At 37.8% G+C, this 18,064-nt stretch carries 17 protein-coding genes and 2 pseudogenes; 16 read left to right on the top strand and 3 right to left on the bottom strand.

Going from position 1 to position 18,064, the window contains the following annotated elements:
* Positions 1 to 95: 95 nt before the first annotated feature.
* The 11 genes and pseudogenes from H8787_RS08055 to H8787_RS10300 all read left to right on the top strand — a co-directional run.
* Entirely contained in the window at positions 96 to 920 is an 825-nt protein-coding gene (locus H8787_RS08055) for an ABC transporter ATPase (protein ID WP_187327828.1), read from the top strand.
* Positions 921 to 1,316: 396 nt separating this feature from the next.
* Positions 1,317 to 1,922, top strand: a complete 606-nt coding sequence (locus H8787_RS08050; RefSeq protein ID WP_003068452.1) for a nitroreductase family protein — start codon at positions 1,317 to 1,319, stop codon at positions 1,920 to 1,922.
* 19 nt (positions 1,923 to 1,941) lie between these two features.
* Entirely contained in the window at positions 1,942 to 3,342 is a 1,401-nt protein-coding gene (gene pepV / locus H8787_RS08045) for a dipeptidase PepV (protein WP_187327827.1), read from the top strand.
* 55 nt (positions 3,343 to 3,397) lie between these two features.
* Positions 3,398 to 4,255, top strand: coding sequence for an SDR family oxidoreductase (locus H8787_RS08040; RefSeq protein WP_003068455.1), 858 nt, complete (start codon positions 3,398 to 3,400; stop codon positions 4,253 to 4,255).
* Between the two features lie 9 nt (positions 4,256 to 4,264).
* The gene (locus H8787_RS08035) at positions 4,265 to 4,849 is read left to right on the top strand and encodes a uracil-DNA glycosylase family protein (protein WP_048800882.1); all 585 of its coding nucleotides are present in this window, start codon (positions 4,265 to 4,267) and stop codon (positions 4,847 to 4,849) included.
* Between the two features lie 101 nt (positions 4,850 to 4,950).
* A complete protein-coding gene (locus tag H8787_RS08030) occupies positions 4,951 to 5,403 on the top strand; it encodes a MarR family transcriptional regulator (RefSeq protein ID WP_006268509.1) in 453 nt (150 codons plus the stop codon).
* The gene (locus H8787_RS08025) at positions 5,400 to 6,932 is read left to right on the top strand and encodes a glycine betaine ABC transporter substrate-binding protein (RefSeq protein WP_187327826.1); all 1,533 of its coding nucleotides are present in this window, start codon (positions 5,400 to 5,402) and stop codon (positions 6,930 to 6,932) included. The genes H8787_RS08030 and H8787_RS08025 overlap by 4 nt, the downstream gene beginning before the upstream one ends.
* Positions 6,929 to 7,648, top strand: coding sequence for an ABC transporter ATP-binding protein (locus tag H8787_RS08020; RefSeq protein ID WP_187327825.1), 720 nt, complete (start codon positions 6,929 to 6,931; stop codon positions 7,646 to 7,648). Before H8787_RS08025 ends, H8787_RS08020 begins: the two co-directional genes overlap by 4 nt.
* Before the next feature lie 38 nt (positions 7,649 to 7,686).
* Positions 7,687 to 8,652: a zinc-binding dehydrogenase gene (locus H8787_RS08015; RefSeq protein ID WP_222848864.1), complete on the top strand. Its 966-nt coding sequence runs from the start codon at positions 7,687 to 7,689 to the stop codon at positions 8,650 to 8,652.
* Positions 8,653 to 8,758: 106 nt separating this feature from the next.
* A pseudogene (gene ldcB, locus H8787_RS08010) lies at positions 8,759 to 9,456 on the top strand (LD-carboxypeptidase LdcB/DacB).
* Positions 9,457 to 9,513: 57 nt separating this feature from the next.
* A pseudogene (locus tag H8787_RS10300) lies at positions 9,514 to 9,654 on the top strand (cupin); the annotation flags it as partial.
* A gap of 177 nt (positions 9,655 to 9,831) precedes the next feature.
* On the opposite strand, the gene H8787_RS08005 reads toward H8787_RS10300, so the two are convergent.
* Complete coding sequence (locus tag H8787_RS08005) at positions 9,832 to 10,077, bottom strand: type B 50S ribosomal protein L31 (RefSeq protein WP_003023866.1); 246 nt, start codon at positions 10,075 to 10,077, stop codon at positions 9,832 to 9,834.
* Positions 10,078 to 10,181: 104 nt separating this feature from the next.
* Positions 10,182 to 11,120 carry a DHH family phosphoesterase gene (locus H8787_RS08000; RefSeq protein WP_187327824.1) on the bottom strand — a complete coding sequence of 313 codons (939 nt, stop codon included), beginning with the start codon at positions 11,118 to 11,120 and terminating at the stop codon, positions 10,182 to 10,184.
* A gap of 152 nt (positions 11,121 to 11,272) precedes the next feature.
* On the opposite strand from H8787_RS08000, the gene H8787_RS07995 reads away from it, so the two are divergent.
* The 4 genes from H8787_RS07995 to thrS all read left to right on the top strand — a co-directional run bounded on the left by H8787_RS07995 (position 11,273) and on the right by thrS (position 16,481).
* Positions 11,273 to 11,716: a flavodoxin gene (locus H8787_RS07995; protein WP_003023869.1), complete on the top strand. Its 444-nt coding sequence runs from the start codon at positions 11,273 to 11,275 to the stop codon at positions 11,714 to 11,716.
* Positions 11,717 to 11,849: 133 nt separating this feature from the next.
* On the top strand, positions 11,850 to 13,235 hold the full coding sequence (gene sufB, locus H8787_RS07990) for a Fe-S cluster assembly protein SufB (RefSeq protein ID WP_003036119.1): 1,386 nt from the start codon (positions 11,850 to 11,852) through the stop codon (positions 13,233 to 13,235).
* A 659-nt stretch (positions 13,236 to 13,894) separates the two neighbouring features.
* Positions 13,895 to 14,536 (top strand): AAA family ATPase, encoded by a 642-nt coding sequence (locus H8787_RS07985; protein WP_187328378.1) that lies wholly within the window; start codon positions 13,895 to 13,897, stop codon positions 14,534 to 14,536.
* Complete coding sequence (gene thrS / locus H8787_RS07980; protein WP_187327823.1) at positions 14,529 to 16,481, top strand: threonine--tRNA ligase; 1,953 nt, start codon at positions 14,529 to 14,531, stop codon at positions 16,479 to 16,481. The genes H8787_RS07985 and thrS overlap by 8 nt, the downstream gene beginning before the upstream one ends.
* A 188-nt stretch (positions 16,482 to 16,669) precedes the next feature.
* Here the strand turns inward: thrS and H8787_RS07975 are convergent, their stop codons facing one another.
* Positions 16,670 to 17,224, bottom strand: coding sequence for a TetR/AcrR family transcriptional regulator (locus H8787_RS07975; RefSeq protein WP_037598561.1), 555 nt, complete (start codon positions 17,222 to 17,224; stop codon positions 16,670 to 16,672).
* Positions 17,225 to 17,357: 133 nt separating this feature from the next.
* Between H8787_RS07975 and H8787_RS07970 the strand changes: the two genes are divergently transcribed.
* Positions 17,358 to 18,059: an ABC transporter ATP-binding protein gene (locus H8787_RS07970; RefSeq protein ID WP_006269667.1), complete on the top strand. Its 702-nt coding sequence runs from the start codon at positions 17,358 to 17,360 to the stop codon at positions 18,057 to 18,059.
* The last annotated feature ends 5 nt before the right edge of the window (positions 18,060 to 18,064 follow it).

Below are 18,064 nucleotides of genomic sequence, written 5' to 3'. Positions count from 1 at the left end.
CTTAGGATTTTATGAAAATGTAAAAATATATGAATAAAATGCTTGACATTATATATATATATAATAAAAAGAGACTATTTTAAGGAGAATAATTTATGAAGCAAAATGATGCTTATGCTGTAGTTATACAGACAATCAATGCGGCAAGTCAACTTCCAATCGTGAGGGTAGATAGAGAAGAATTTCTACGTAAACAATTTAAAGATAGTAGATATCTTGATAGTATTTTAGAACATGGACCTCAAAAAGTTTTCACACCAGAGGCATTGAGAAAACGAGCTGAAAAAATAATCAAAGATAGCACCACTAAAACTTCTTTCACTTCTTTTGTTGCTGGATTACCTTCAAATCCGGTAACAGCTGCCGTTGCTGGGGGAGCAGATGTTGCTCAATATATGGGCTTTGCTCTAAATTTAGCTCAACAAATTGCTTACTTATTTGGAGAAGACGACTTATATGAAGGAAACTATAAGGAACTACCTGAAGAAGTACAAATACGAGTTATCTCTTACCTTGGAATAATGTTCGGTGCGAGTGGAGCGAGTGCATTGATTGCAAATGTTTCTAAGGCAGCAGGAATGAATCTTGGGAAAAAGGTGGCTCAGAAAGCATTAACTAAAACGGCTTGGTATCCTCTTGTGAAAAAAGTCGGGACAATTATTGGCGTAAACATTACAAAAAAATCAGTTGGTTCTATAATTACAAAAACAATTCCAATTATAGGAGGATTAGCTTCAGGAGGAATTACTTACTTTACATTTAAACCAATGGGAACAAAGCTTGCTGATACATTTGAAAAAATATTAAATGGAGAATTTGAAGTAGAGTTTGATATTGAAGACGAGCTAAAACCAGAATTCAAAGATAGCTTAAATGACAGTGAAATAATTGATGCCGAGTTTTCTGAAATCAAAGAATAAATGTTTATCTTGAATTATAATCATTCACAAACTAAGACCGTGCAAACGGTCTTTTGTGATATAACCTGCTTGGATTTCTAACTTTAAAAAATTTTTAACTAGAAGCAGAGAATTATATAGTTGTTTACACAAATACAAAGTGTAGTTGTCAAATTTACAAAAATCATGTTTTAAAATACTACATATTGTGATTGATTTAAAGTGCTATATAATTTCCAAATATTATATTATCTGATAAGATGATAGTAAAAAAGTTTCCAAATAGAGTTTTAAAAAATTAATAAAGAAAAGTGATTATGACCTCCAAATAAAATATTTTAGTTCTCACAAAACCCCTGCAAGCTCTTCCAATTTATGGTAAAATGGAATGAGTATAATAAGAAAAGGAAAGTCCTTATGAAATTTCTTGAATTAAATAAAAAGCGTCATGCAACTAAGCATTTCAATGATAAAGCAGTTGATCCAAAAGATGTGCGAATGGCGATTGAAATTGCAACTTTAGCGCCAAGTGCTCATAATAGCCAGCCTTGGAAATTTGTAGTTGTGCGTGAGAGAAATGCAGACTTGGCTGAGATTGCCTTTAATGCTAATCAGGAGCAAATCAAAGAAGCGCCTGTGACGATTGCTCTCTTTACAGATACAGACTTGGTGCAGCGCGCTCGTAAGATTGCTCGTACTGCTGGTATAAAAAATATGTCTGAAGAAAAATTGCAATATTACATGCAAAATCTTCCGACTCAGTACAGTCATTACACCGAACAGCAAAAGAGTGATTATTTAGCTCTTAATGCTGGATTGGTAGCTATGAATTTAGTGTTGGCATTGACTGACCAGGGCATTAGTTCCAATATTATCCTTGGATTTGATAAGTCAAAAGTCAATCAAGTGTTAGATATTGATGAGCGCTTCCGTCCAGAACTTTTAATTACTGTTGGCTACACAGACGATAAACTGGATCCAAGCTATCGTTTGCCAGTGGATGAGATTATTGAAAAACGTTGATAGAAAGGAATATGATTTTATGACGATTGATTTTAAAGCAGAGGTTGAAAAACGTCGCGATGCTCTATTGGCTGACTTATTTAGCCTTTTGGAAATCAACTCCGAGCGAGATGATACGAAAGCAGATAAAGAACATCCTTTCGGGCCTGGACCTGTTAAGGCTTTGGAAAAATTCTTAGAATTAGCTGCGCGTGATGGTTATTCAACGAAGAATGTGGACAATTATGCAGGGCATTTTGAATATGGCGAAGGAGCTGAAGTTCTTGGAATTTTTGCACACATGGATGTGGTACCGGCTGGAAGCGGTTGGGATACAGATCCTTATACACCAACAATTAAAGATGGAAAACTCTATGCGCGTGGTGCGAGTGATGACAAAGGGCCAACGATGGCTTGCTATTATGGACTGAAAATCATCAAAGAATTAGGTTTGTCGACGTCTAAGAAAGTTCGTTTTGTAGTTGGTACAGATGAAGAATCTGGTTGGGCTGATATGGACTATTATTTCAAACATGTTGGTCTTCCAGAGCCAGATTTTGGTTTTTCGCCAGATGCAGAATTTCCGATTATCAATGGTGAAAAAGGAAATATTACTGGATATCTTCATTTTGCAGGGGAAAATAGCGGAGCTGCACGCTTGCATAGCTTTACTGGCGGACTTCGTGAAAATATGGTTCCTGAATCTGCAACAGCAGTAGTATCGGGAAATATGCCAAATCTTGTAGATAAATTGGACGAATTTGCCAAAGAACATGGACTTCGCTTTGAATACCAAGAATTATCAAATGGGCAAATGGCAGTAACGATTATTGGGAAATCTGCCCATGGGGCTTCGCCACAATCTGGTGTCAATGGCGCGACTTATCTGGCTAACTTCTTGACCCAGTTTGATTTCGCAGGTTCTGCTAAAGACTATCTTGAAGTGGCAGGAAACGTTCTTTTAGAAGACCACGAAGGGAAAGCCTTAAAAGTGGACTATGTAGATGAAAAAATGGGTGCTCTTTCTATGAATGCAGGGATCTTCCGATTTGATGAAACAAGCGATGACAACACCATTGCCCTTAATTTCCGCTATCCACAAGGAACCAATCCAGCATCAATCAAATCTAAATTGGAAAACTTACCTGTGGAAAATGTGACATTGTCAGAGCACGAGCATGTTCCTCACTATGTTCCAATGGAAGATCCGCTTGTGACAACGCTTTTGAACGTGTATGAAAAACAAACAGGTCTAAAAGGTCATGAACAAATTATTGGTGGAGGAACCTTTGGTCGTCTCTTGAAACGCGGTGTTGCTTATGGTGCTATGTTCCCAGGATATACAGATACTATGCACCAAGCAAATGAATTTATAGATATAGAAGACCTGTTCCGAGCTGCTGCTATTTATGCAGAAGCAATTTATGAATTAATCAAATAAAGCATGTAAACTCAGCTAGAAATAGTTGAGTTTCTTTCAAAGAAAGGGGAATATTATGATTTATACAATTACGAGTGCGACAGGTCAATTGGGGCAAAAGGTCGTTGCCGAAGCACAGAAACAGTTAGACACTAATGAAATTCGGTTATCTGTTCGGAGTCCCCAAAAAGCGAGTCAATATGCAGCAGCAGGGATTGATGTCAGATCAGCTGATTATTTAGATGTAGATTCTATGGTCGCAGCTTGGCGTGGAACGGATATCTTGATTTACATTCCAAGTATTTCTCATCCAAGCATTGTGCGTGTGCCAGAATTTGAAAATTCAGTCGTTGCGGCAGAAAGAGCTGGAGTTAAGCACTTTATCTTTGTTGGATTTTTTGCTGATCAAGTCAATAGTCCATTTCACATGGCAGCTTTCTTTGCTTATGCAAATACTCGTCTAGCATCGGCTGGATTTTCTTACAGCATTATCAAAAATGCTATGTATGCTGATCCATTGGTGCCTTACTTACCTGAGTTAATAGAGCGCAAGGCTGTCATTTATCCAATGGGAAATTCGAAAATGAGCTTTATTTCGCGGGAAGATAGTGCAGTAGCCATTGTCAAACTAGCTATGTCGTCTGCTCTACAAGGAAAAACATACATTTTGACTCAAGGTCGTAACTATACAATGCTAGAATTAGCTGATCTTTTGTCTGAAATATCGGGTCATGAAATTGACTACCAACCGGTGACAGTTGAGGAATTTGCTGCTCTTTATGATCAGCCCAAAGGATTTGGAGTTGTGCTGGCTTCTCTCTACCAAGCTGGGAGTCAAGGCTGCTTGGACATTGTGACAGATGATTTTCGGACAATCACAGGACGGCAGGCAACTGATTTGAAAATTTATATGAAGAAAAATTATCAAAAATAGAGGCAAGGAATGGAAACGCTAGAAGACATTAAGAAAGCTATTATGGTTGATCCACAAAATCAAGTATATACAGAGCGAGGAATTGAGCCGCTTTTTGCAGCTCCTAAGTCGGCGCGGATCAATATTGTTGGTCAAGCTCCGGGTATTAAAGCGCAGGAAACACGTTTATATTGGAATGATAAGAGTGGTGATCGCCTGCGTGAATGGATGGGCGTTGACTATGATACATTTTATCATTCTGGCTATTTTGCTGCGATTCCGATGGACTTTTATTTTCCAGGGCATGGAAAATCAGGTGATTTGCCACCTCGCAAGGGTTTTGCTGAAAAATGGCATCAACAGATTTTAGAATTGTTACCAGATCTGGAATTAACTATTCTTATTGGCCAATATGCTCAGAAGTATTATCTTCATCAAAAGGGAACTGTAAAGTTAACCGATACGGTAAAACATTATCAAGATTATTTGCCAGAATATTTCCCGCTTGTTCACCCATCTCCACGAAATCAAATCTGGCTGGCCAAGAATCCTTGGTTTGCAGAGCAAGTGATACCAGATTTGCGGGCGAATGTTCAACAGATTATTTCAAGATGAGCACTTGCTCATCTTTTTTTTGAAACCAAATCTTTGACAAAAAAGGTTCGATATAGTATTATAAATAAACTTCTATATCGTATGTTTTAGAAAGAAGAAAAATGGGTAAAAAAGTAGTCAATAGTGGATTTTACATTGGGAAAATTCATCGTTTATCTAATCGATTAATGAATCATATTTTGTTAGAACGAGGGATTCAAGCTTTTAATGGAGAACAGGGACGTATTTTACACGCGCTTTGGCAAAAAGATTATCAAAGCCAAACCGAACTGTCAGAGCAGACTGGCTTGACGTTGAACACTCTGACCAAAATGATTGACCGAATGATTCGCATGAAGCTTGTGGAACGGTGTTCTCATGAAAAAGATAAGCGGAAAAAGATGATTTGTCTGACAGATTATGCAAAAGGATTAAAAGCAGAATATGATGCAATTTCTGATGAAATCATTGAAATCTTTTACAGTGGTTTTTCTGATCTGGAAATCAGTGAATTTGAGATTTATTTAGAGCGTATTTTAGTAAATTTAAGCCAATCAAGAAAGGATGAAGCATGAACGAGTTAATCAAATTAGTCACCAATCAATGGCAGTTTCTGTTAGGTCTTATCTGGGATCATGTCTGGATATCGGGTTTGTCTATCTTATTTGCTTTGATTTTTGGAGTTGGACTTGGGATTTTTATTAGTTTCAAAAAAAGCTGGGCTGGAGTCGTTATTGGTTTAGTGAATACTCTTTATACAATTCCCTCTATTGCACTTTTAGGGATTCTGATTTCGATTACGGGGATTGGTAATAAGACAGCAATTGTAGCATTAACCTTATATGCCCTGTTACCAATGGTACGGAGTACTTATACAGGCATTTCTGGTGTTGACCCGCTTCTCATTGAAGCAGCAGAAGGAATGGGTTCTACACGCAAGCAGATTTTAACCAAGGTGCAACTGCCCCTTGCCTTTCCGGTTATGATGGCAGGTTTCCGTAATATGGTTACAATGACCATAGCTCTTGCGGGGATTGCTTCTTTCGTTGGTGCTGGCGGTCTTGGTGTAGCAATTTACCGTGGGATTACGACTAATAACCAAACCCTAACTTTGGTCGGAAGTGTTTTAGTCGCCCTGTTGGCATTGGTCTTTGATTTTCTTCTTTCTTTGGTTGAAAAATCAATCCTACGTCATAAAAAAGTATCTAAAAAATGGTTAGCTGTTTTCAGTTCTATAGTTCTTTTGATGGCAGGAACCATCGCATTTTTCCAAATGAATCCAATGGGCGGAACCGTGAAAATTGCGACCAAACCACAGACAGAAAACTATATCTTAGGTGAAATGCAAAAGCAAGTTATTGAAGAATACACCAATCTTAAGGTCAAAATGACTAAAGGTGTCGGTGGTGGGACTGCCAATATTCACCCGGCTATGTTGAAAGGTGATTTTGATATTTATGCTGAATATACTGGTACAATTTGGGAAGTCATTCTCAAACAATCAGGTTCATATGATGAAAGTCAGTTCAAGACACTTGAAAGTCAATATCGAAAAAAATATCGGTTAGAATGGGTAAATACATTTGGGTTTAATAACACTTATGGTTTGGCAGTTCGTAAGGATATTGCAGAAAAATACAATATTAAAACTTTTAGTGATCTTGCAAAAGCAGGTTCCAATTTAACCTTTGGTGCAGAGTATGACTTCTTTGGTCGAGAAGACGGTTTTGCCCGATTGCAATCAACCTATGGTATGAAATTCAAGTCGCAAGTGGACATGGATAGCGGACTGAAATATCAGGCAGTTAAATCTGGTAGAGTGGATGCAATTGATATTTTCACTACAGATGGACAGCTTCATGGAGCAAATCTCGTCGTTTTGAAAGATGATAAAAAAATCTATCCTTCTTATCATGCAGGAACGGTTGTTCGGTCAACAACTCTTAAAAAATACCCTCAATTGAAAAGAGCACTGGCTAAATTAGATGGTATTTTGAACGATAGCAAAATGGCAGAATTGAACCACAAAGTAGAAAATGATAAAGAAGAACCTGCTAAAGTTGCTCATGACTATCTTGTAGAGAAAGGAATTTTGAAGAAATGATTGAATATAAAAATGTCAGCAAATTTTACGGAAACCGCGACATTATCAAACAATTAGACTTAAAAATTGAAGATGGAGCCTTTCTGACGATTGTAGGAACTTCTGGTTCAGGAAAAACGACATTGTTAAAGATGGTAAATGGTTTGGTCAAGCCGAACCAAGGGCAAATCCTTATCAATGGTCAAGATGTTCAAGACACGGATTTGATTGAATTGCGGCGGGAAATTGGTTATTCTATTCAGGGAAATGGCTTGTTTCCGCATTTGACAGTTGCTGAAAATATTGCTTACGTCTTAAATTTGCAAAAGAAAAGTCAAGCAGACATTGACCGGATTGTAGATAAAAAATTAGCTATGCTAGGCTTGGAAAATGATTTGAAAAATCGTTATCCGTCTGCTCTTTCTGGTGGACAGGCTCAACGAGTGGGGATTGCACGTGCATTAGCTGCAACTCCTAATATTTTGCTAATGGATGAGCCTTTTGGAGCAGTGGATGCTATTACGCGCTATCAACTGCAGCATGAGTTGAAATCCTTGCATGAAGAAACAGGAATTACCGTTATTTTTATCACGCATGATATAGCAGAGGCACTAAAATTAGGCACTAAAATCTTGGTGTTAGATATGGGAGAAATTCAGCAATATGGCACGCCAGAAGAAATCAAACAACAGCCAGCTAATGAATTTGTAAGAAAATTGCTCGAATTAGCTAGTTAAAATCTATGTTTGCGAATAGGGAATAGGAGGTTTAACTAATGAGAAATAAAATGAAAGCAATGGTGATTTATGAGCCAGGCGGTCCAGAGAAATTTGTTCTAGAAGAACGAGCTATCCCATCTGTAAAAGAAAGATGGACCTTAGTCAAAATCAAAGGTTTTGGTATCAATCATTCAGAAATTTTTACTCGGAAAGGTTTATCTCTAACTGTTCAATTCCCTCGTATTTTAGGAATTGAGTGTGTAGGACAAGTAGTTGAAACGACAAGGAGAGATTTGCAGGAAGGGCAAAAAATTGTTTCTATTATGGGCGAAATGGGACGTGCGTATGACGGTTCTTATGCTGAATATGTATTACTTCCAAATGAGCAGATTTACCCTGTAGACAGTCAATTATCTTGGGAGGAATTAGCAGCAGTACCAGAGACCTACTATACTGCTTTTGGCTCCTTCAAAAATATGCAGATAAAAGAGGGAGACTCAATCTTAGTCCGAGCTGCAACGAGTGGTGTTGGGTTAGCCTTTTTAAAGTTAGTAAAAGCACAATTCCCACAGAATCGTGTAGTTGGTGCAGTTCGTTCTCTTGCTAAAAAAGATTTGCTTCAACAGCAAGGCTTTGATGAAATTATTTTAGATGAAAGAGGAGTTTTGCAAACTGAGGAAAAGTTTGATAAAATTCTTGAATTAGTCGGTTCGGCTACTCTAAAAAATTCATTTGACCATATTCAAAGTGCAGGAATTATCTGTAACACTGGTCAATTAGGTGGCAAATGGTATGTAGAGGAGTTTGATCCAATCGTAGAAATAAGAAACAATAGTTATTTGACTAGTTTTTATTCAGGAAATGTGCATCAGCAGCTTATTGATGAACTTTTTAGCTATATTGATGCTTATAAAATCAATGTATCTCCTCAACGAATCTTTTCGTTAGAGCAAATCCCAGCAGCTCATTCTTATATCGAAAGTCAAGCGGGATTTGGTAAAGTGGTTGTACTAAATAATTAACTATAAAAAAATTAAAAGTATGCAATTGCATGCTTTTTTGAATTGACAGATAGTATATCTACGCCTATAATGAAAATTAGTAAATTCTATAAATGAGGCGATACAGATGAAAAAAAGGATTGGCATTTTATTGTTAGCGAGTTTGTTGCTTTTGACAGCTTGTGGAGGAAAGAAAACAAATGTGGAAACGAAACAAGAAGGAAAAGCTGTATCTGCAAAAGTTAGATCCTCTGAGCAAACAAAGAAAAAAACAAAAGTTCATTATAATGGTTCTTATTATAGTGTAAAAGGGAAATATGATGAAATTGTTATCGCAAATAAACATTATCCATTATCTTCAGATTATAACCCCGGTGAAAATCCTACTGCTAAAGCAAAATTGCTGGAATTGATTGCTGCCATGCAAGGTGAGGGTTATCCTATCAGTCATCAATATAGCGGTTTTCGTAGCTATCAAATGCAAGTGACACTTTATCAAAATTATGTTAATAAAGATGGAAAAGAAGCAGCGGATCGGTATTCTGCTCGGCCTGGCTATAGTGAACACCAAACAGGCTTAGCTTTTGACTTGATTGGCACCGACGGAAATCTAGTGACAGAAAAAAAGCTAGTCAATGGCTTTTGAAACATGCAGCCGAATATGGATTTGTTGTGCGTTATCTAAATGGAAAAGAGAATGAAACTGGATATATGCCAGAGCAATGGCATCTTCGTTATGTTGGAAAAGAAGCAAAAGCGATTGCAGATTCAGGACTATCTTTAGAAGAATATTACGGTTTTACTGGGGGAGGTTATAAGGATTAAAACGTTTCAGCATTAGAAGAGTACAATAAGAAATGGTAGATAGGAGAAGAAAGAATAGTTCCTAAACACAAAGCTGATGCTTTAGCGACTGTTGTCTGTCTAGAAGGAAAGATTGATTTTACAGCATCTGGAGAAATAGTCCAACTTGTTCCCAGAAATTTTTTAATCATGGAATCCAATGAGCCTCATAGTTTATAGGGTTTCAAAGATAGCTATATATTGATTATTCAACAATTAAAATACTGAATGCGAAGAAAGAGTAAAAACTTGGAAATCATAATGTAGTGGATTCCAAGTTTTTTGATTGTACTAAAAAACCTTTCCCAAAATGGAAAAGGCTTAATATCAACATTTTTTGTAATGTGAATATGATTCTTATTTGAGACCGTATTTTTTGTTGAAACGATCCACACGTCCGTCTGCTTGAGTGAATTTTTGGCGTCCAGTATAGAATGGATGTGAATCTGATGAAATTTCCACACGGATTAGTGGATAGGTATTTCCATCTTCCCATTCAACAGTTTCGCTAGAATACTTAGTAGAACCACTAAGGAATTTGTAGCCAGTTGAAGTATCCATAAAGACAACAGGACGGTATTCAGGATGAATATCTTTTCTCATTTTAAAAAATTTCCTTTCTGCCATGGTCTCTCTGCGAGCCATAGATTCATTACTTTGATAGTTTACCAAATTCTACCGATTTTGACAAGTCTTTTCTCTCAATTTTAATATCTTTTTGCCAATTCTTTTAATTCTTGGTAAATTTTTTCGATTTCTTCTGTAGAGTAAGCATTGGCACCGCTAGCAAGTGGATGACCGCCTCCATCATGTTTTTTAGCCACTTCATTGATAGGGATAAATTTACTCCGTAGACGAACTCGGTAATTGCCATTTTCTTGTTCAACAAAAATTCCCCAAAGTTCAACACTGTTAATCCGCCCTGGAGCTGAAACGATAGCAGAAGTATCGGCATCTGTTAACTGATTGGATTTGAGAAGTTCTTGAGTTAAAATAACACGAGCTGCACCATTTTCATCGACTTCTAAATGATCGTAAACGTAGCCTTGAAGTTTAGCGATTTGATAGCTGAAAGAGTCCATTTTTCGAGCCAAAGCAGCAAAGTTAAAAGGGTATTCGCGAAGTTTGCTGGCGATAGCCATAGTTCGGGCAGTTGTGGCAGGATATAGGAAACGCCCAGTATCACCAACGATTCCAGCATAAAGTAACTTAGCAGAATAATCATCTAATTTTAGATGATTTTCTAATGCAAAGAGAGCAATTAACTCACTAGCGCTACTTGAGCTAGTATCTACCCAAGCAATGTCTCCATAAATATCATCGTTTGGATGATGATCGATTTTGATGAGAAAGTCTCCTTTGCTGTAGCGTTCATCATCAATTCGTGCAGTATTTGCTGTATCGCAAACAATCACTAAAGCATTTTTGTAATCATCATCTGAAATCTCATCCATGGTAGCCAGCCAAGCAAGAGTTGGTTCAGTTTTTCCTGCTGCTTTAATCTTTTTCTCTGGAAAATTGACTTGAAGTAATTTTTTTAAACCGACTTGACTTCCTAATGCATCGGGATCGGGTCGCATGTGACGATGGATGATGATTGTATCATATTCTTTAATTTTATGTAAAATTTGCTTGAAAATTTCCATATTCTAACCTCCACTCTACCTTCTATTTATTGTATCATAAGGTAGCTATTTTAAAAAGTAAAAGTGAGGAGCAACCAAACTTCAAGAGATTTCAAGTGCAACTATTTGTTCAATATGTTATAATAAATTGATAGAATTTTTTGGAGGAAATTATGGCGTTAGCAAAAATTGTATTTGCGAGTATGACAGGAAATACAGAAGAAATTGCAGATATTGTAGCTGATAAATTAAAAGAACTTGGTTTAGAAGTAGATATTGATGAATGCACAACGGTTGATGCAGAAGAATTTCTAGAAGCAGATATTGCAATCATTGCTTCTTACACATATGGTGACGGCGAGTTGCCTGATGAAATTGTTGATTTTTATGAAGATTTAGCTAGTCTTGACTTGACCGGAAAGATTTATGGTGTTGTCGGATCGGGCGATACATTCTATGATGAGTTTTGTAAGGCCGTAGATGACTTTGATCGTGCTTTTGCGGCAACAGGTGCTGAAAAAGGTGCTGAAAATGTCAAAGTCGATCTATCAGCAGAAGATGAAGATATTGAAAATCTGGAGAAATTCGCTGAAGCATTAGCCGAAAAAGTACGGTAATCATGTAAGAAGGCTGGGAAATTTTCCTAGTCTTTTTTAGCTTAATTTATTATATTTTAGGCATATATTCTGACATTTCTAATATAGAATAGTATAATAAGAGAAGATAATTTGTATCAATGGGAGGAATGAGATGACGAAAGTACGAGATTATGCTTTTGGATTTCATGACGATGTGAAGCCTTTGTTCTCGACTGGTAAGGGTCTGACAGAAGAGGTTGTTCGTGAAATTTCTGAAATTAAAAATGAACCGCAATGGATGCTGGATTATCGTTTGCGTTCTTTAGAATTGTTCCATAAGTTGCCCATGCCTGATTTTGGACCAGATTTATCCGGCATACGATTTGATGATATTATCTATTATCAAAAATTAAGTGGAGATCGGGCTAGAAGTTGGGATGAAGTGCCAGATGAAATAAAGAAAACCTTTGAGCGTTTAGGTATTCCTGAAGCAGAGCGCCAATTTTTGTCAGGAGCTGTTGCTCAATATGAATCTGAGGTAGTCTATCATAACATGAAAGAAGAATTTGCCAAGCAAGGCATTATCTTTACCGATACCGACACGGCAGTACAAGAATATCCGGATTTGGTGAAAAAATACTTTGGCACAGTCATTTCTAATGCAGAGCATAAGTTTTCCGCTTTAAACAGTGCAGTTTGGTCGGGTGGGACCTTTATCTATGTGCCAAAAAATGTTCAATGTCAGGTGCCGGTTCAGACATACTTTCGTATCAATGGAGAAAATGCTGGTCAATTTGAACGCTCGCTCATTATCGTAGAAGAGGGTGGCTCTATTCAATACATTGAGGGCTGCACAGCGCCGACTTATACGACCAATAGTCTTCATGCTGCAAATGTAGAAATTATTGTTAAAAAGGATGCTTTCTTCCGCTATACAACGATTCAAAATTGGTCGGACAATGTTTATAATCTGGTGACCGAGCGTGGAACGGTTGAAGAAGGCGGTACTCTGGAATGGATTGACGGAAATCTAGGCAGCAAGGTCAATATGAAATATCCTTGTAGCATTCTTAATGGTCGTAATGCAAGAACTTCGGTCCTTTCTATGTCCTTTGCTAATTATGGTCAGCATTTAGATGCAGGCTGTAAAGTTTATCACAATGCGCCAAAGACTTCTAGCACATTAATTTCTAAGTCTGTTGCAAAAGACGGAGGTAAGACAGATTATCGCGGTCAAGTCCGTTTTGGCAAGAATAGTGCTGGTTCAAAGTCTCACATTGAATGCGACACGATTCTTATGGATGGTGAATCCAGCTCAGATACCATTCCATTTAATGAAATTCACAATTCGAATGTTGCACTGGAACACGAAGCTAAAGTTTCTAAGGTTTCGGAGGATCAGCTTTATTATCTCATGAGCCGTGGCATTAGCGAAGAAGAAGCAACGGCTATGATTATCAATGGTTTCATGGAACCGATCACCAAAGAACTTCCAATGGAATACGCAGTGGAGCTCAACCAACTCATTAACATGAGTATGGAAGGCTCTGTAGGATAAAAATAAAAACAGTCGTAAGGCTGTTTTTTTGTGTTCCTGATTGAAATAAAAAAGCACCGAATCGGTGCGCACTTTTTAAGTTGAGTACGGACAAAGCCTTATTTTAACTTGCTGTGTTGTTTCGAATGATTCCAACATAATTATTATACAATAATTTTCTTTAAATGTAAACGTTTTTTTGTTAAAATAATGATATATTTAATAAAAAATTAGGCTATCAGATAAGAAAACATGACGTTAATCTTAACCGTTTAAAACAATACATTTCTAAAATGTTGCCCACTTAATTTTGAGGCAGCATTTGTTTTGGAACCATTCGAATGGTTCCAAAACTAACCTATTCTTTTCTTCCAAATTCCCAAAAATTCAGACACAAACCATCTGATTGTAAAGCTTGCAAATTTTTTTAATCGTGCTATAATATTTCTTAGAGACATACCGCTGGTTGGAATTTTTTAGAGAACGCGTGGGGCTGGAAAGCGTGTAGAGGAAGGCAGTTGGGACTACTCTAAAGTAACTTTTATGCAAACATAAAACGGTGGCTACGTTAAAGCCAGTCTGAGGTGTAGGTCTTTTTGATATGCACGAATGAAGGTGGAACCACGTTGCGACGTCCTTTTGAGGATGTCGTTTTTATTTTGTCAGAAGGAGGAAAAATGATGCTTTATATGATTGGAGGATCGCCTTGTAGTGGGAAGTCAACAATTGCTTCACTTCTCGCTAGACAGTATCAGCTCCTTCATATAAAGCTGGATGATTTGGTGGACGAGATGATGAGTCAAGCAAGTGTAGATTCACAGCCGATTTGCCTTCTTAGACAGGACAGAAATCCGGAACAAATCTGGATGAGAAATCCAGAAGAGATGGCAGATGAAGAATGGCGCTTTTATGAAGAGATTTTTCCTTACGTAAAATCTTACTTGATAAAAAATCAAGATAGACCACTCTTGGTGGAGGGGGCAGGACTTTTGCCTCACTTGGTAAAGGAGCTTGAATGGCCAGCGTCTTCCTATCTATGCTTGACTCCGACAGCTGATTTTCAGAAAAAGTATTATAAACAGAGAGAATGGGTTCCTTATGTCTTAGAGGGAACAACCAATCCTGAGCAAGCTTTTGAAAACTGGATGCAGCGAGACATTCTTTTTGCCCAAATGGTTCGGAAGGAAACGATGAAATTAGGCTATCCTAGCCTCATAGCAGATGGTAGTCAATCAGAAAAGCAGACTGTGGAAGAGGTTGCTCGGCTCTTAAAATTGTCCAATATAAATAGAATAGATATTAAAGGAGAAAATTATGATTAACATTACTTTCCCAGATGGCGCTGTGCGTGAATTCGAATCTGGCGTAACAACTTTTGAAATTGCTCAATCTATCAGCAATTCTCTTGCTAAGAAAGCCTTGGCTGGTAAATTCAACGGCAAACTCATCGATACCACTCGTGCCATTACAGAAGATGGATCAATCGAGATTGTGACACCTGACCACGAAGACGCTTTGGATATCTTGCGTCACTCTGCCGCTCACTTGTTTGCGCAAGCTACTCGTCGTCTCTTCCCAGAGATTCACTTAGGGGTTGGTCCTGCTATTCAGGACGGTTTCTACTACGATACGGACAATACAGCTGGTCAAATCTCTAATGAAGATTTGCCTCGTATCGAAGAAGAAATGAAGAAGATTGTCAAGGAAAATTTCCCGTCAATCCGCGAAGAAGTGACAAAGGATGAAGCACGAGAAATTTTCAAAAACGATCCTTACAAGTTAGAATTGATTGAGGAGCATTCAGAAGACGAAGGAGGTCTTACAATTTACCGTCAAGGTGAATATGTGGATCTCTGCCGTGGACCTCACGTACCGTCAACTGGGCGTATTCAAATTTTCCATTTGCTCAATGTAGCAGGTGCTTACTGGCGTGGGAACAGTGACAATGCTATGATGCAACGGATTTATGGAACAGCTTGGTTTGATAAGAAAGACCTAAAAAACTATCTTCAAATGCGTGAAGAAGCCAAGGAACGTGATCACCGTAAGCTCGGTAAAGAGCTTGATCTTTTCATGATTTCTCCTGAGGTTGGGCAAGGTCTTCCGTTTTGGCTTCCAGATGGTGCGACTATTCGTCGTATCGTAGAACGCTATATTACAGACCGTGAAGTCAATGATGGTTACCAACATGTATATACACCACCGCTTGCAAGTGTAGAATTATACAAGACTTCTGGTCACTGGGAACATTACCAAGAAGATATGTTTCCACCGATGGATATGGGAGATGGTGAACAATTTGTTCTTCGTCCGATGAATTGCCCACATCATATTGAGGTTTATAAAAACCATGTTCATTCTTATCGTGAGTTACCTATTCGTATTGCGGAACTTGGTATGATGCATCGCTTTGAAAAATCAGGTGCACTTTCAGGACTCCAACGTGTTCGTGAAATGACCCTAAACGATTCTCACTTATTTGTCATGCCAGAGCAAATTCAAGAAGAATTTAAACATGTGCTGGATTTGATGATTGACGTTTACAAAGACTTCAATATTACAGACTATCGTTTCCGTCTGTCTTATCGTGATCCGAATGACAAACATAAATATTTTGATAATGATGAAATGTGGGAAAATGCTCAACGCATGCTAAAAGGAGCAATGGATGATTTAGGTTTGGACTATTTTGAGGCAGAAGGCGAAGCTGCTTTCTACGGTCCTAAGTTGGATGTTCAAGTAAAAACAGCTCTTGGAAATGAAGAAACTCTTTCCACTATTCAATTGGACTTCTTGCTACCAGAACGTTTTGATCTTCATTATATCGGAGCAGACGGTGAAGAGCATCGTCCAGTCATGATTCACCGTGGTATTGTGTCTACGATGGAACGCTTTATTGCTTACTTGATTGAAACTTACAAAGGTGCGTTCCCAACTTGGCTGGCACCTCATCAAGTGACGGTCATTCCAATTTCTAATGAAGCGCATACTGATTACGCTTGGAAAGTAGCGAAAGAACTGCGCAATCGTGGTGTCCGTGTGGATGTCGATGAACGCAATGAAAAAATGCAATACAAGATTCGTCAAAGTCAAACTCATAAAGTTCCTTATCAATTGATTGTAGGGGACAAGGAACAAGCAGATGGTACGGTGAATGTCCGTCGTTATGGCAGCAAACAAACGCATACAGAAACAATTGCAGAATTTGTAGACCATATTTTGGCTGATATTGCTAGAAAATCACGCATAGATGATAAGGACAACTAAACTAAAAAGTAGATGATAGGTTGCAACGATGACATGACTGGTTATAAAGATATGCAATAGAACATCATAGTTTGTATGCTGTCGTCTCATTTTACAACCTTTCAATTTCTGAGCTTTAAAAAAAATGTATATCAAAAACTCTATTTCTAATTGAGGAAATCCCTTTTATAGAAATAGAGTTTTTTAGTTTACAATCGCCAAGCATCGTAATCAAAGGTTTGTAAAATCATATTCGTCATTTCTTCAGGCGTTTCTTTAGTGCCGCTTGAAATCCAGAGTGAAATAATGCCCTCTATGCTAGATAGAAAAACTTCAAGTGCATATTTTTCAGAAATGGGGAAATTTTCTTTTAAAAAGTGTTCGGTTTGAACTTTGTGCTGATCGTTCGTTAAAATACTAAGCATAAATTCACGGATTGTTTCACGGAAATTGAGGTAATGACTTTGAGAAACAGCATAAATTAGGTCGTGGTTTTGTTGGAGATAGCTTAGATTGGTAATGATTAGGTCATGTGTGTTTGTAGTTTCTTCAAAATTTTTACGTAATTGGGTAATAATTTCTTCTTTTAGTGTTTCAATTAGGTCGAATTTATCAAGATAATGAAGGTAGAAAGTTCCACGGTTGATACCTGCTCGTTGACAGAGTTTACTAACGGAAATTGTTTCAAATTTTTCTTCTAACAAGAGCTGAATGAGGGCTTCTCTGATATGCTGCTTGGTTGCTGTTTGTCGATTTTGTACCATAATACTCCTTAAATGAACACTCTGTTGATAATTGATGATTGCCTTTATGTTAAGTCTATTTTATAATAAAGATAGGATTCAATCAACAGCTTGTTTATTTAATTGGACATGGAAACTGAAAGAGGAAAAGGCGATGGCTTATATTGAAATGAAGCATAGTTACAAACGATATCAAATGGGAGACACAGAAATCATTGCTAACAATGACATCTCTTTTGAGATTGAAAAAGGTGAGCTAGTCATCATTCTTGGGGCTTCAGGCGCTGGAAAATCAACGATTTTGAATATTCTTGGTGGAATGGACAGCAATGACGAGGGAGATGTCCTGATTGATGGGCAAAATATAGCACATTACAACGCTCACCAGTTGACGGACTATCGGAGAAATGATGTTGGTTTTGTATTTCAATTTTATAATTTAGTTCCTAATCTGACGGCGCTAGAGAATGTTGAACTGGCTTCAGAAATTGTTCAAGATGCACAGGATGCAGCAGAAGCGCTAGCAGCAGTTGGCTTGGAAAATCGTCTCAATAATTTTCCTACTCAATTATCTGGTGGCGAGCAGCAACGTGTTTCCATTGCGCGTGCCGTGGCAAAAAATCCTAAAATTTTGCTTTGTGATGAACCAACAGGCGCGCTGGATTATAAAACAGGTAAGCATGTGTTGCAAATCCTTCAAGATATGTCACGTAAACAAGGTGCGACAGTGATTATTGTGACCCATAATAGTGCCTTAGCTCCGATTGCAGACCGTGTGATTCATATGCATGACGCACGGATACAGTCCGTCACTTTGAATGAACATCCTCAAGATATTGCAAGTCTAGAGTATTAGTGAGG

Origin of the sequence: Streptococcus sp. NSJ-72 (genome assembly GCF_014334035.1) — a bacterium.
Lineage (GTDB): Bacteria > Bacillota > Bacilli > Lactobacillales > Streptococcaceae > Streptococcus > Streptococcus constellatus.
The sequence above is the reverse complement of the archived record's forward strand: the minus strand, read 5'-3'. Positions and strand labels throughout refer to the sequence as shown.

Coding starts and splice junctions, on each gene's coding strand:
- H8787_RS08055 (WP_187327828.1), top strand. CDS start 96: ATGAAGCAAAATGATGCTTATGCTGTAGTTATACAGACAATCAATGCG.
- H8787_RS08050 (WP_003068452.1), top strand. CDS start 1,317: ATGAAATTTCTTGAATTAAATAAAAAGCGTCATGCAACTAAGCATTTC.
- pepV (WP_187327827.1), top strand. CDS start 1,942: ATGACGATTGATTTTAAAGCAGAGGTTGAAAAACGTCGCGATGCTCTA.
- H8787_RS08040 (WP_003068455.1), top strand. CDS start 3,398: ATGATTTATACAATTACGAGTGCGACAGGTCAATTGGGGCAAAAGGTC.
- H8787_RS08035 (WP_048800882.1), top strand. CDS start 4,265: ATGGAAACGCTAGAAGACATTAAGAAAGCTATTATGGTTGATCCACAA.
- H8787_RS08030 (WP_006268509.1), top strand. CDS start 4,951: ATGGGTAAAAAAGTAGTCAATAGTGGATTTTACATTGGGAAAATTCAT.
- H8787_RS08025 (WP_187327826.1), top strand. CDS start 5,400: ATGAACGAGTTAATCAAATTAGTCACCAATCAATGGCAGTTTCTGTTA.
- H8787_RS08020 (WP_187327825.1), top strand. CDS start 6,929: ATGATTGAATATAAAAATGTCAGCAAATTTTACGGAAACCGCGACATT.
- H8787_RS08015 (WP_222848864.1), top strand. CDS start 7,687: ATGAGAAATAAAATGAAAGCAATGGTGATTTATGAGCCAGGCGGTCCA.
- H8787_RS08005 (WP_003023866.1), bottom strand. CDS start 10,077: ATGAGAAAAGATATTCATCCTGAATACCGTCCTGTTGTCTTTATGGAT.
- H8787_RS08000 (WP_187327824.1), bottom strand. CDS start 11,120: ATGGAAATTTTCAAGCAAATTTTACATAAAATTAAAGAATATGATACA.
- H8787_RS07995 (WP_003023869.1), top strand. CDS start 11,273: ATGGCGTTAGCAAAAATTGTATTTGCGAGTATGACAGGAAATACAGAA.
- sufB (WP_003036119.1), top strand. CDS start 11,850: ATGACGAAAGTACGAGATTATGCTTTTGGATTTCATGACGATGTGAAG.
- H8787_RS07985 (WP_187328378.1), top strand. CDS start 13,895: ATGCTTTATATGATTGGAGGATCGCCTTGTAGTGGGAAGTCAACAATT.
- thrS (WP_187327823.1), top strand. CDS start 14,529: ATGATTAACATTACTTTCCCAGATGGCGCTGTGCGTGAATTCGAATCT.
- H8787_RS07975 (WP_037598561.1), bottom strand. CDS start 17,224: ATGGTACAAAATCGACAAACAGCAACCAAGCAGCATATCAGAGAAGCC.
- H8787_RS07970 (WP_006269667.1), top strand. CDS start 17,358: ATGGCTTATATTGAAATGAAGCATAGTTACAAACGATATCAAATGGGA.